Raw genomic sequence first — 12,970 nt, forward strand, 5'->3', positions numbered from 1 at the left:
CCTCGCTCACCGCCGGAGCCTCCCGCATCTTCGAAGGCGGCGCGGTCAACCAGACCGTCGTCGAGATGGAACGAGGCTTCCTGTTCATCATGTCCATCTCCGACGGCTCCTCCCTCGCCGTACTCGCCCACCCCGAGTGCGACATCGGCCTCGTCGGCTACGAGATGGCCCTGCTCGTCGACCGCACGGGCCGCGTCCTCACCCCGGACCTGCGCGCCGAACTGCAAGGCAGTCTTCTCAACTAGCAAACACAAAGATGCGTTTCGCGCCACCGCGCCGTTAGGGTGCGGTGGCGCGACCGGCAGACAGGCGAGTTGGAGGAGGAAACGTGGCAACGCCCCCCAGTGGATACCCGTACGGCCATGGGCAGCAGGCCGAGCCGCACGGAGATGCCCCGTTGAAGCGCTTCAACTTCCCCTCCACGCCAAGCCGCCAGGTCCGCTCGGCCCAGCAGCCCCCTGCGGCGCCTCAGGAGCCCGTTCAGCAGCCTCATGAGGCCCCGACCCCGCCCCTGCAAACGCAGCCCCTCCAGCAGCCGTACGCGCCCTCCTACGCGCCACAGGGCGGGCCGGCAGGGCTGTCGTCCGAGCCGCCGTCGCATCAGCCGCCCCCCAGCCGGCCCGCGCCGCCACCCGTGCGGCACACCCCGGAGCCGTCCTCCCTGGCCACCGGCCACAACCCGCTGGTGCGGCCGTACGCCATGACCGGAGGCCGGACCCGGCCTCGCTACCAGCTCGCCATCGAGGCGCTGGTGTCCACCACGGCGGACCCCGCTCAGCTCCAGGGCCAGCTGCCCGAGCACCAGCGGATCTGCCACCTGTGCCGTGAGATCAAGTCGGTCGCCGAGATCTCCGCACTCCTGACCATTCCCCTCGGCGTCTCCCGGATCCTCGTAGCCGACCTGGCCGAGGCCGGGCTCGTCGCCATTCATCAGCCCGGCGGCGACGAGTCCGCCGGCGGCCAGCCTGACGTGACATTGCTCGAAAGGGTGCTCAGTGGACTTCGCAAGCTCTAGCGGTGCAGCCCGCTCCACCACCTCCGCGAAAATCGTGGTGGCGGGCGGCTTCGGCGTGGGCAAGACCACGTTCGTCGGCGCGGTCTCGGAGATCAACCCGCTGCGCACCGAAGCCGTGATGACCTCCGCCTCCGCCGGGATCGACGATCTCACCCACGCGCCGGACAAGACCACCACCACGGTGGCCATGGACTTCGGCCGCATCACGCTCGACCAGGACCTGATCCTGTATCTGTTCGGCACGCCAGGACAGGACCGGTTCTGGTTCATGTGGGACGACCTGGTCCGCGGCGCCATCGGCGCCGTCGTCCTCGTCGACACCCGCCGTCTCTCCGACTGCTTCCCCGCGGTCGACTACTTCGAGAACTCCGGACTGCCCTTCGTCATCGCCCTCAACGGCTTCGACGGACACCAGCCCTACACTCCCGAAGAAGTCCGCGAGGCGCTGCAGATCGGCCCGGACGCGCCCATCATCATCACCGACGCCCGCCACCGCAGCGAGGCAAAGAGCGCGCTCATCACGCTCGTCGAGCACGCCCTGATGGCGCGTTTGCGATAGCGACGGACAGCGTCGGCGGCGCCCGCCGCCGAACGCACAAATCCCCCGCTCTCCGGGAGAGCGGGGGATTTGTGCGTTTCAGGCAGGCGTTTCCGGTTTCGGCTACGCAGTCTCAGCCCTGCCAGCTGTGCGGAGCGCGGAAGCCCCGCTGGCGCTCCAGCCGGCGCCAGCCCGCCGCGCTGCGGCCGGTGCGCCCCGAGGGGCGGCGGTGGCCTGCGTTGGCGGCCGCGCGGGCGAGGAGGACCGCGGTGACCGCGGCGAGCTCCTCGGCGTCGGCGTGGCCCTTCTCGACGCGGACGAGAGTGGCGGCGCCGACGGCGGCCGCGGTATCGGCGGGGGTGTCGGCGGTGTCCTGTGCGGTGCTCACGATGGCTTCGTCTCCAATACTCGCGTCAATGCTCGCGTTACTGCGGCGGGTTGCCGTGCTTGCGGGACGGCAGGTCGGCGTGCTTGTTGCGCAGCATCGCCAGGGACCGGATCAGGACCTCGCGGGTCTCCACGGGGTCGATGACGTCGTCGACCAGGCCGCGCTCGGCGGCGTAGTACGGGTGCATCAGCTCGGACTTGTACTCCTTGACCATGCGGGCGCGCATGGCCTCGGGGTCGTCGGCCCCGGCGATCTGCCGGCGGAAGATCACGTTGGCCGCGCCCTCGGCGCCCATCACCGCGATCTCGTTCGTCGGCCAGGCGTAGGTCAGGTCGGCGCCGATGGACTGGGAGTCCATGACGATGTAGGCGCCGCCGTACGCCTTGCGCAGGATGACCGAGATCCGCGGCACGGTGGCGTTGCAGTACGCGTACAGCATCTTGGCGCCGTGCCGGATGATCCCGCCGTGCTCCTGGTCCACGCCGGGCAGGAAGCCGGGCACGTCCAGCAGCGTGATCAGGGGGATGTTGAAGGCGTCGCACATCTGGATGAAGCGGGCGGACTTCTCCGACGCCTCGATGTCCAGCACCCCGGCCAGCGACTGCGGCTGGTTGGCGATGATGCCCACCACCTGGCCGTCCAACCGGCTCAGGGCGCAGATGATGTTGGTCGCCCAGCGCTCGTGGACCTCCAGGTAGTCGCCGTCGTCGACGATCTCCTCGATGACCTTGCGCATGTCGTACGGGCGGTTGCCGTCGGCCGGGACGAGGTCGAGCAGCGCCTCGCCGCGCCGCTCGGCCGGGTCGTCGGACTCGACGGTCGGCGGGTTCTCGCGGTTGTTCTGCGGGAGCAGCGACAGGAGGTAGCGCACCTCCTCCAGGCAGCTCTCCTCGTCGTCGTACGCGAAGTGGCACACGCCCGAGGTCTCGGCGTGCACATCCGCGCCGCCCAGTCCGTTCTGGGTGACCTTCTCGCCGGTAACCGCCTGGACCACGTCCGGTCCTGTGATGAACATCTGCGAGGTCTCGCGGACCATGAAGACGAAGTCGGTGAGCGCCGGGGAGTAGGCGGCCCCGCCCGCGCACGGGCCGAGCATCACGCTGATCTGCGGGATGACGCCGGACGCCTTGGTGTTGCGCTGGAAGATGCCGCCGTAGCCGGCGAGCGCCGAGACGCCCTCCTGGATACGGGCGCCGGCACCGTCGTTGAGCGACACCAGCGGCGCCCCGGCCGAGATGGCCATGTCCATGATCTTGTGGATCTTCGTGGCGTGGGCTTCCCCGAGCGCCCCGCCGAAGATCCGGAAGTCGTGTGCGTACACGAACACGGTCCGCCCGTGTACGGTCCCCCAGCCGGTGACGACACCATCGGTGTAGGGCCGCTTCGCCTCGAGCCCGAACCCGCTCGCGCGGTGCCGCCGCAGCGGCTCGACCTCGTTGAAGGACCCCTCGTCCAGGAGCAGATCGATCCGTTCGCGGGCCGTCAGCTTCCCCTTGGCCTTCTGGGCCTCGGTCGCCCGCTCGCTCGGCCCGCGCCGAGCCTGCTCGCGGATCGCGTGCAGCTCGGCGACACGCCCGCGGACGTCGCTCGCCTCAGCGGGCGCACCTTCGAGATTGGTCATGCAATGACGGTACGTTCCCGGACCCTCCGGGACGCATGTCAATTCCATACAACGTCGGGCGCGTTTTGGTGGGTAGGCAGAACAGAACTGGACAGCGGATTTCCTGCCACCGCATGGGCCACCCGGCGAACGGCGCTGTCGGCACCCCACAAACCCCGACGTGGCGCGCCCATGACCGGCGGACATGACCACCCGTATGGGCGCGCCCGGCCGGGGTCAGCAGCCGCCGCAGTTGTAGTAGACGACGTCCCAGTGGTTGCCCTCGAGGGCGTAGATGTTGCCGGAGTTGGCCTTGTACTGCTTGGCGCCGTCACTGCGAAGGCCGATGTAGGCGAAGTGGCCGGTGATGTAGTTGCTGACGCAACTGTTGAGGCCGTAGTCGAGCTTGTAGCCGTTCCAGTGACTGTAGGTGCCGCCGGCGTGCCCGGTCTCGGTGCCGCCAGTGATGTTCAGGGCGCAGCCGCTGGCGCTCTTGAGGGTCTGGGCGCCCTGTGCGGTGGCCAGGTTGAGCTGTTCGAACGAGGTGCAGGTGGCGTTGTTCCGGTCGGCGCAGCCGCCGGAGGAGGACCAGGTGACGCCGCTGGTCCGGAACATCGAGGTGGCCTGGGAGTGGCTGATCTTGGTGACCGCGAACGCCTCACCGGCGCTGCTGATCACCCCGACTCCGGGGGCGAAGAGCACACCGAGGACGAGGACGAGGGCCGTGACCGCGGCGCTGCCGACGGAGCGGAGCTTCATGGGACCTCCTGCTGTGGACCGTGGGACCGTGCTGGGAACCGTGCGGCGGTGCAGGTGGGGGGTGACAGCAGGATGATGGCGAACTTCTACGCGCGTCGGCCACCTTATTTGGTGAACCCTTGGGGCGATTATCCGGAGATTTTGTGTACGCGGGGATTGGAGTTAGGCTAAGCGACGTTGAAGATTCAACGGAACTTCGACAGGCCGGCCCCGGCGGAGCTACACCCCCCTAGGCTCCGCCGGGGCCGTGGCCACCAACCGCGCCCACAGCCCTGAGCGTCCCGGCCTACTCCTGCGGCTCCACGCCGGCCCGCAGCAGCCCGTAGACGTACGCGTCGTCCAGCGCCTGCCACGAGGCCGCGATCACATTCTCCCCGACGCCCACCGTCGACCACTCGCCCTTGCCGTCCGCCGTCGAGACCAGCACCCGCGTCGTGGACTCCGTACCGTGCTTGCCCTCCAGGATGCGCACCTTGTAGTCCACCAGCTCCATCGTGGCCAGCGGCGGGTAGATCCGCTCAAGGCCCAGCCGCAGCGCCCGGTCCAGGGCGTTGACCGGGCCGTTGCCCTCCGCCGTGGAGACGATGCGCTCGCCCTTGGCCCAGAGCTTGACCGTGGCCTCGTTGGCGTGGGTGCCGTCGGGGCGGTCCTCGACGATGGCCCGCCAGGACTCGACCTGGAAGTAGCGGCGGGGCCGCCCCTCGATCTCCTCGCGCAGCAGCAGCTCGAAGGACGCGTCGGCGGCCTCGTAGGTGTAGCCCGCGAGCTCGCGCTCCTTGACCCGCTCGACGACGCGGCCGACCAGCTCCCGGTCGCCGCCGAGGTCGACGCCCAGTTCCTTCCCCTTGAGCTCGATCGAGGCCCGGCCCGCCATGTCGGACACCAGCATGCGCATGGTGTTGCCGACCAGCTCGGGGTCGATGTGCTGGTAGAGGTCGGGGTCCACCTTGATCGCGGAGGCGTGCAGCCCGGCCTTGTGCGCGAAGGCCGAGAGGCCGACGTAGGGCTGGTGGGTCGAGGGGGTGAGGTTGACCACCTCGGCGATGGCGTGCGAGATGCGGGTCATCTCGGCGAGCGCGCCGCCCGGCAGGACCTTACGGCCGTACTTGAGCTCCAGGGCGGCGGCCACCGGGAAGAGGTTGGCGTTGCCGACCCGCTCGCCGTAGCCGTTGGCGGTGCACTGGACATGGGTGGCGCCCGCGTCCACGGCGGCCAGGGTGTTGGCGACGGCGCAGCCGGTGTCGTCCTGGGCGTGGATGCCAAGCCGGGCCCCGGTGTCGGCGAGGACGGTGCGCACCACCGCGTCGATCTGGGCCGGGAGCATGCCGCCGTTGGTGTCGCACAGCACGACGACATCGGCGCCCGCCTCGTGGGCGGCGCTGACGACCTGCTTTGCGTAGCCGGGGTTGGCGCGGTAGCCGTCGAAGAAGTGCTCGCAGTCGACGAAGACCCGGCGGCCCTGGGCGCGCAGATGGGAGACGGTGTCCCGGACCATCTCCAGGTTCTCTTCCAGCGTGGTGCGCAGGGCGAGTTCCACATGGCGGTCGTGGGACTTGGCCACCAGCGTGATCACCGGGGCGCCGGAGTCGAGAAGCGCCTGGACCTGGGGGTCGGCCGATGCCTGTACGCCCGCCTTGCGGGTGGCGCCGAACGCGACCAGCTGGGCGTGGGTGAAGTCGATCTCGGCGCGGGCCCGGGCGAAGAACTCCGTGTCGCGCGGGTTGGCGCCGGGCCAGCCGCCCTCGATGAAGCCCACGCCGAAGTCGTCGAGGTGACGGGCAATGGTCAGCTTGTCCGCGACGGTGAGGTTGATGCCCTCGCGCTGCGCGCCGTCGCGCAGCGTGGTGTCGAAGACGTGGAAGCTGTCGTCGGGTAGGTCCTTCATGGTGGTCTGGCTCCTGTGGGATCGATCTCGGTCTACCGGAATAACCGGTTCCGCGCCCTCCTATGATCCCTCGCGCTCCGCGTCCGGCGGGTGGTGGTCCGGAAAACGAAAAGACCCCTCGCGGGTGCGAGAGGTCTGCGCGCGGGTCTGGGGCACGGTGGCCGCGCCGTACTCGGGTCGTACGGGGCGGTCACTGCGGACCGGCGCGCCTGCTGCCAATAATCATGGCGAACGAGAACACGGAGGCAGTCAAGCACATCCCGCCTCCGCGCTCCCATCCGTCTCAGGATGCGAACCGCCGCGCGGATCGATATCGCAGTCACGTTCGGAGGGGCGGCTGGCACCGGTCGGATCGACCCCGTCCGGCCGTCGGTCCGTCCGTCCGGCCGGCCGTCAGCCCAGGCGGTGCATCCAGCCGTGGGTGTCCGTGGCGGCGCCCGTCTGGATGTCGAGCAGCGCCTTGCGCAGCTTCATCGTCACCTCGCCCGGCTGCCCGTCCGCCACGGTCCAGTCGGCCCGGGCGGACTTCACCGAGCCGACGGGGGTGATCACGGCGGCGGTGCCGCACGCGAAGACCTCGGTGAGGCTGCCGTCCGCGTTCCCCTCGCGCCAGTCGTCGACGCTGATACGGCCCTCGGAGACCTCATGGCCCAGGTCGGCGGCGATCCGCAGCAGCGAGGCGCGGGTGATGCCCGGCAGCAGCGAACCGGACAGCTCGGGGGTCACGATGCGGTCCCCGTACACGAAGTACAGGTTCATGCCGCCCATCTCCTCGATCCAGCGGCGCTCGATCGCGTCCAGCCAGACCACCTGGTCACAGCCCTGCTCGGCGGCCTGCGCCTGGGCGACCAGCGAAGCGGCGTAGTTGCCGCCCGTCTTGGCGGCGCCGGTGCCACCCGGGGCGGCGCGCACATACTCCTCGGAGAGCCACACGGAGACCGGCTTGACCCCGCCGGGGAAGTAGGCGCCGGCCGGGGAGGCGATGATGATGAAGAGGTATTCGTTCGCGGGCCGCACGCCGAGGCCGACCTCGGTCGCGAACATGAAGGGCCGCAGATAAAGGGACTCCTCACCGCTGCCCGGCACCCACGCCTTGTCCTGGGTGACCAGCGCGTCGCAGGCCGCGATGAAGGTCTCGACCGGCAGCTCCGGCATGCCCATGCGGCGCGCGGAGGCGCGGAAGCGCTCGGCGTTCGCCTCGGGGCGGAAGGTGGCCACGCCGCCGTCGGGCTGCCGGTACGCCTTGAGCCCTTCGAAGATCGTCTGGGCGTAGTGGAGGGTCATGTTCGCCGGGTCGAGCGAGAGGGGCGCGTACGGCACGAGCTGGGCGTCGTGCCAACCGCGGCCCTCGGTCCACTTGATGGTCACCATGTGGTCGGTGAAGTGGCGGCCGAAGCCGGGGTTGGCCAGGATCCGCTCCCGCTCCTCGTCGGAGAGGGGATGGGAGGAGGGCTTGAGCTCGATCGTGGGCGTCGTCATGAGTGGTAGTCCTTCACCGTTGGTTGTAGCGGACCGCGCCCGCGCCGTCCCGGCCCCCGAGGGGTACTAGGACGTCCGAGCTTCCTCTCATACGACGGCCCCACGTCCGATTATCGCTCGGAGTGGGGCCGGGGTAGAGATGCGTGCGTGCGCTTACGCGGCCCAGGTCGATGGTCGCACCCAGCCGCGCGTCGGCACAGGCTGGGGTCAGCCGGATACTCGCGCCGCGAGCGCGTCGCCGATCTCGTCGGTGGTGCGCGGCGTGTCGCCGCTGCGCTCCGCGAGGTCCTGGGCGACGGCGGTCTCGACACGGGCCGCCTCGGCCTCGTATCCCAGGTGCCGAAGCAGCAGGGCCACCGACAGCACGGTCGCGGTCGGGTCGGCCTTGCCGGTGCCCGCGATGTCCGGCGCGGAGCCGTGGACCGGCTCGAACATCGACGGGAAGGTGCCGGAGGGGTTGATGTTGCCGCTCGCGGCGAGCCCGATGCCACCGGTGACGGCGGCGGCCAGGTCCGTGAGGATGTCACCGAAGAGGTTGTCGGTGACGATGACGTCGAACCGCTCGGGCTGGGTGACGAAGAAGATCGTCGCGGCGTCGACATGCAGATAGTCGGTGGTGACCTCGGGGAACTCCGCGCCGACCCGGTCGAAGATGTTCTTCCACAGGTGGCCCGCGTACGCCAGGACGTTGGTCTTGTGCACGAGGGTGAGCTTCTTGCGCGGCCGGGCGGCGGCCCGGGCGTACGCGTCGCGCACCACGCGCTCGACGCCGTACGCGGTGTTCACGCTGACCTCGGTGGCCACCTCGGCCGGGGTGCCGGTGCGCAGCGATCCGCCGTTGCCCGTGTACGGGCCCTCGGTGCCCTCGCGGACGACGACGAAGTCGATGTCGGGGCGGCCGGCCAGCGGGGTGGCGGTGTTCGGGAACAGCTTCGACGGACGCAGGTTGACGTAGTGGTCGAAGACGAAGCGCAGCTTGAGCAGCAGCCCGCGCTCCAGCACGCCCGAGGGCACGGACGGGTCGCCGATGGCGCCGAGCAGGATCGCGTCGTGGTTCTTCAGCGCCTCCAGCTCCGCGTCCGGCAGGGTCTCGCCGGTCGCGTGCCAGCGCCGGGCGCCGAGGTCGTATTCCTGGGTCTCGAGCTTCACGTCCTGCGGAAGGACGGCCGAGAGGACCTTGAGACCCTGCGGCACGACTTCCTGGCCGATACCGTCACCGGGGATCACTGCGAGACGAATGCTGCGAGACATACCGGGACCCTACCCCTCGTCCCACTGAATGACATTCGCCGTCCGACATATGGACGGACGCTCATCCGGATGGCTCACGTTCACCCGGAGTACCGCGTGAAGTCGCCTTCTGGGGGCAGATTCCGGCACATGGCTGACTTCTCCCGGGGCACGCCCCGCGGCTCCTCCGATGTCCCACGAGTCGGCATTCCCGAGCGCCTGGCGCACCGGATGACCATGGCCGAGCAGCACGAGTATCTGCGGACGAAGCTCTCCCGGCGCGGGGTGCTGCGCGGCGGCGCCGCGGGGGTGGGGACGGTGGCGGGGGCCGGCCTGCTCACCGGTTCGGCGAGCGCCGTGGCGGCGAGCCCGTCCCCGGCGCTGTTCACCGGGCCGTCGCCGACGCTGCTCACCGCTCCGGCCTCGCGGAAGGTGGACGGCGCGCTGGTCGCGCCCTTCGGCCGCCATCTCGCCTTCGGCGCCGACCCCAGCACCCAGATGCGGATCTCCTGGCAGGTCTCCTTCGCCGTCAAGGCGCCGTATGTGCGGATCGGCCTCAAGCCCTGGGAGCTGAGCCGGAAGATCGAGGCCGAGGTCCGCCATCTGCACACGCCCGCGCTCAGCGACAAGCTCCCGGCCGTCGACCAGTACTACCTGCACGCCGCACTCGACGGGCTGACCCCCGGCGTCACCTATTACTACGGCGTCGGCCACGACGGCTTCGACCCGGCCGACCCGCGCCACTTCGCCGCCCTTGGCACGTTCCGTACGGCGCCCCAAAAGGCCGAGTCCTTCGTCTTCACGGCCTTCGGCGACCAGGGCGTCAGCTATGACGCGCTCGCCAACGACCAGTTGCTGCTCGGCCAGCACCCCGCCTTCCATCTGCACGCCGGGGATCTGTGCTACGCCGACACCACCGGCCACGGCCAGAAGACGGACGTCTTCGACGCCCGGGTGTGGGACTCCTTCCTCGCCCAGACCGCCTCGGTCGCGGCGAGCGTGCCGTGGATGGTGACCACCGGCAACCACGACATGGAGGCCTGGTACTCCCCCGACGGCTACGGTGGCCAGCTGGCCCGCTGGTCCCTCCCCGGCAACGGCCCCGATCCGCGCAAGGCGCCCGGCGTCTACTCCTTCACCTACGCCAATGTGGCGGTCGTCGCGCTGGATGCCAACGACGTCAGCTACGAGATCACCGCCAACACCGGATACACCGGCGGGGAGCAGACGCGCTGGCTGGACCGGCGCCTCGGACAGCTGCGCGCCCAGCCCGGCATCGACTTCGTCGTGGTCTTCTTCCACCACTGCGCCTTCTCGACCACCAGCGCCCACGCCTCGGACGGCGGGGTGCGCGACGCCTGGGTGCCGCTGTTCGAGAAGCACCAGGTGGACCTGGTCATCAACGGCCACAACCACGTCTACGAGCGCACCGACGCCATCCGGGGCGGCCGGGTCGCCAAGCGGGTGCCGGTCGGCGGCAGCGCCGACGCGGTGCGCGACGGCATCGTCTACGCGACGGCGGGCGGGGCCGGGGCGCATCTGTACGAGTTCCCGGTGCCCGACAGCTACGAGGGCCATGTGAAGGACCTCGACGAGGTGAAGACCTTCCACTGGGCGAAGGACGGATCGAAGAACAAGGACACGGTGGAGTGGTCGAGGGTGCGCTACACCGGCTTCTCGTTCCTCGCGGTGGAGGTGCGGCCGGGCCCGAGCCCGAAGCTGACGGTCACGACGCTGGCCGAATCGGGCGAGCGCGTGGATTACTTCGAGGTGGTGCGCACGCCCGGGAGCTGACCGGCGCCTCTTTTGCTGGTGTCAGTGGCCCGTCGCGCCGCCGTTGTCGCGGCGGTCGAGGGCGCGCTGCAGCGCGGCGGCGGCGTTCTTGCGGTCGGTGTTGTCGGTCTTGCGGCGGGTCCTGCGGACAACCGTCTCAGCCATGATCGCGTCTCCCTGTGTCCCGAGAGGTGCTGCGGAAGATGCCGGAGGGGCGGGGGCCTCAAGTGCGGCAGGGGTCACCTGCGCATGCGCACCGGCCGCGGCCGCCGTCGCTCGATCGAGCGAGACGTTCGGCTTCCACAAAAATAAGGCCTCGGAGCCGGACTGTCCGCACAATTACTCGGACGTCCTACTATCTGAGACGCAGAAACGCGCATGGGCTGGTCGAGGCCAACCCCCGTTCGGCCCCGACCAACCAGTATTCGCGCCGTTCAGAAGGTGCTTACTCGTTGGTTAGCTTCGTAAACTGCCGTGAATAACGGCTACTTGGCTGTCAGACGCTAGCACCGCCGCGCCTCCGCCGTCCACGACTTTTCGGCTTGCCACACGCGCCCCGCATACGGCAACGGCCGCCGTACGTGCCTTGGCACATACGGCGGCCGTAGGGGGCCGTCTGGGGGTCTCAGCCCATATGCGGATACCGGTAGTCGGTCGGCGGGACCAGGGTCTCCTTGATGGAGCGGGTGGAGGTCCAGCGCATCAGGTTCTGCTTGGCGCCCGCCTTGTCGTTGGTGCCGGAGGCCCGCCCGCCGCCGAACGGCTGCTGGCCGACGACGGCCCCGGTCGGCTTGTCGTTGATGTAGAAGTTGCCGGCCGCGAAGCGCAGCGCCTCGCAGGTGGCGGCGGCCGCGGCGCGGTCCTGGGCGATGACGCAGCCGGTGAGGCCGTACGGCGACGCCGACTCCATCTGCTGCAGCATCGCGTCGTACTCGGCGTCCTCGTACACGAACACCCCGAGGATCGGGCCGAAGTACTCGTCCTTGAAGATCTCGTTGTCCGCGTCGGTGGAGACGAGGACCGTCGGGCGGACGAAGTAGCCCTCGCTGTCGTCGTACGTGCCGCCGGCCACGATCTCGATGGTCGGATCGGACTTCGCCCGGTCGATGGCCGCCTTGGACTTGGCGAAGGCGCGCTCGTCGATGACGGCGCCGATGAAGTGCGACAGGTCCGTCACATCGCCCATCGCCAGGCCCTCCACCTCGGCGGCGAACTCCTCCTTGAAGCCGCTCTCCCACAGCGAGCGCGGGACATAGGCGCGCGAGGCGGCGGAGCACTTCTGGCCCTGGTATTCGAAGGCGCCGCGGGTCATCGCCGTCTTCAGCACCTTGGGGTCGGCCGACGGGTGGGCGACGATGAAGTCCTTGCCGCCGGTCTCGCCGACCAGCCGCGGGTAGGTCTTGTACGTCTCGATGTTGGCGCCGACCGTCTTCCACAGGTACTGGAAGGTGCGGGTCGAACCGGTGAAGTGGATGCCCGCGAGGTCCGGGTGGGCCAGGGCCACCTCGGAGACGTCCTTGCCGTCGCCCGTGACCAGGTTGATCACGCCCTTGGGCAGCCCCGCCTCCTCCAGCAGCGCCATCAGCAGCACGGCGGCGTGGGTCTGCGTCGGGGACGGCTTCCAGACCACCACATTGCCCATCAGGGCCGGGGCGGTCGGGAGGTTGCCCGCGATGGCGGTGAAGTTGAAGGGCGTGATCGCGTAGACGAACCCCTCAAGCGGCCGGTGGTCGCTGCGGTTCCAGACCCCAGGGGAGTTCGTCATCGGCTGCTCGGCCAGGATCTGGCGGGCGAAGTGGACATTGAAGCGCCAGAAGTCGACCAGCTCACAGGGGGTGTCGATCTCCGCCTGCTGCACGGTCTTGGACTGGCCGAGCATGGTCGAGGCGGCCAGCGTCTCGCGCCACGGGCCGGAGAGCAGATCGGCGGCCTTGAGGATGATCGCGGCCCGGTCGTCGAAGCTGAGCGCGCGCCATGCCGGGGCGGCGGCCAGGGCGGCGTCGATCGCGTCCCGCGCATCGGCCTGGGTGGCGTTGGCGTAGGTGCCCAGGCACGCCGCGTGGTTATGCGGCTGCACCACGTCGAAGCGCGTCCCCCCGCCCATCCGCTTCTCGCCGCCGATGGTCATCGGCAGGTCGACGGGGTTCTGGGCGAGCTCCTTGAGCTTGGTCTCGAGGCGTGCGCGCTCGGGGGTGCCGGGGGCGTAGGTGTGCACCGGCTCGTTCACCGGCACGGGGACCTGGGTCACGGCGTCCATAGTGGCCTTGTCTCCTTCGAGCGTCGGGGTCGATCGTCGTGTACGC

The 12,970-nt window shown here is 69.7% G+C and carries 12 protein-coding genes; 4 read left to right on the plus strand and 8 right to left on the minus strand.

The window, feature by feature from the left end; genetic code table 11:
• From ACWDSL_RS08645 to ACWDSL_RS08655, 3 genes are all read left to right on the plus strand, one after another.
• Positions 1-245 (plus strand): roadblock/LC7 domain-containing protein (locus ACWDSL_RS08645; RefSeq protein WP_450483088.1); only part of this gene is annotated, 245 nt, incomplete at its 5' end.
• A gap of 83 nt (positions 246-328) precedes the next feature.
• The gene (locus tag ACWDSL_RS08650; RefSeq protein ID WP_450483090.1) at positions 329-1,015 is read left to right on the plus strand and encodes a DUF742 domain-containing protein; all 687 of its coding nucleotides are present in this window, start codon (positions 329-331) and stop codon (positions 1,013-1,015) included.
• A complete protein-coding gene (locus ACWDSL_RS08655) occupies positions 996-1,574 on the plus strand; it encodes a GTP-binding protein (RefSeq protein WP_450483092.1) in 579 nt (192 codons plus the stop codon). Before ACWDSL_RS08650 ends, ACWDSL_RS08655 begins: the two co-directional genes overlap by 20 nt.
• A gap of 112 nt (positions 1,575-1,686) precedes the next feature.
• Here ACWDSL_RS08655 and ACWDSL_RS08660 read toward each other — a convergent pair whose 3' ends face one another.
• The 6 genes from ACWDSL_RS08660 to ACWDSL_RS08685 form a co-directional block, all read right to left on the minus strand.
• Entirely contained in the window at positions 1,687-1,941 is a 255-nt protein-coding gene (locus ACWDSL_RS08660) for an acyl-CoA carboxylase subunit epsilon (protein ID WP_450483094.1), read from the minus strand.
• Positions 1,942-1,978: 37 nt separating this feature from the next.
• On the minus strand, positions 1,979-3,562 hold the full coding sequence (locus ACWDSL_RS08665; RefSeq protein WP_014176122.1) for an acyl-CoA carboxylase subunit beta: 1,584 nt from the start codon (positions 3,560-3,562) through the stop codon (positions 1,979-1,981).
• Positions 3,563-3,778: 216 nt separating this feature from the next.
• Positions 3,779-4,300, minus strand: coding sequence for a hypothetical protein (locus ACWDSL_RS08670; RefSeq protein ID WP_450483096.1), 522 nt, complete (start codon positions 4,298-4,300; stop codon positions 3,779-3,781).
• 286 nt (positions 4,301-4,586) lie between these two features.
• Entirely contained in the window at positions 4,587-6,185 is a 1,599-nt protein-coding gene (gene cimA / locus ACWDSL_RS08675; protein ID WP_450483098.1) for a citramalate synthase, read from the minus strand.
• 393 nt (positions 6,186-6,578) lie between these two features.
• Positions 6,579-7,664: a branched-chain amino acid aminotransferase gene (locus ACWDSL_RS08680; RefSeq protein ID WP_450483100.1), complete on the minus strand. Its 1,086-nt coding sequence runs from the start codon at positions 7,662-7,664 to the stop codon at positions 6,579-6,581.
• A gap of 207 nt (positions 7,665-7,871) precedes the next feature.
• Entirely contained in the window at positions 7,872-8,915 is a 1,044-nt protein-coding gene (locus tag ACWDSL_RS08685) for a 3-isopropylmalate dehydrogenase (protein WP_450483102.1), read from the minus strand.
• Between the two features lie 129 nt (positions 8,916-9,044).
• On the opposite strand from ACWDSL_RS08685, the gene ACWDSL_RS08690 reads away from it, so the two are divergent.
• Positions 9,045-10,688 carry a purple acid phosphatase family protein gene (locus tag ACWDSL_RS08690; RefSeq protein WP_450483104.1) on the plus strand — a complete coding sequence of 548 codons (1,644 nt, stop codon included), beginning with the start codon at positions 9,045-9,047 and terminating at the stop codon, positions 10,686-10,688.
• A 21-nt stretch (positions 10,689-10,709) separates the two neighbouring features.
• Here ACWDSL_RS08690 and ACWDSL_RS08695 read toward each other — a convergent pair whose 3' ends face one another.
• Positions 10,710-10,832, minus strand: a complete 123-nt coding sequence (locus ACWDSL_RS08695) for a hypothetical protein (RefSeq protein ID WP_319693819.1) — start codon at positions 10,830-10,832, stop codon at positions 10,710-10,712.
• Between the two features lie 460 nt (positions 10,833-11,292).
• Positions 11,293-12,924, minus strand: a complete 1,632-nt coding sequence (pruA, locus tag ACWDSL_RS08700; RefSeq protein WP_450483106.1) for an L-glutamate gamma-semialdehyde dehydrogenase — start codon at positions 12,922-12,924, stop codon at positions 11,293-11,295.
• Positions 12,925-12,970: the final 46 nt, after the last annotated feature.

The organism is Streptomyces sp. NPDC000941 (assembly GCF_053599555.1).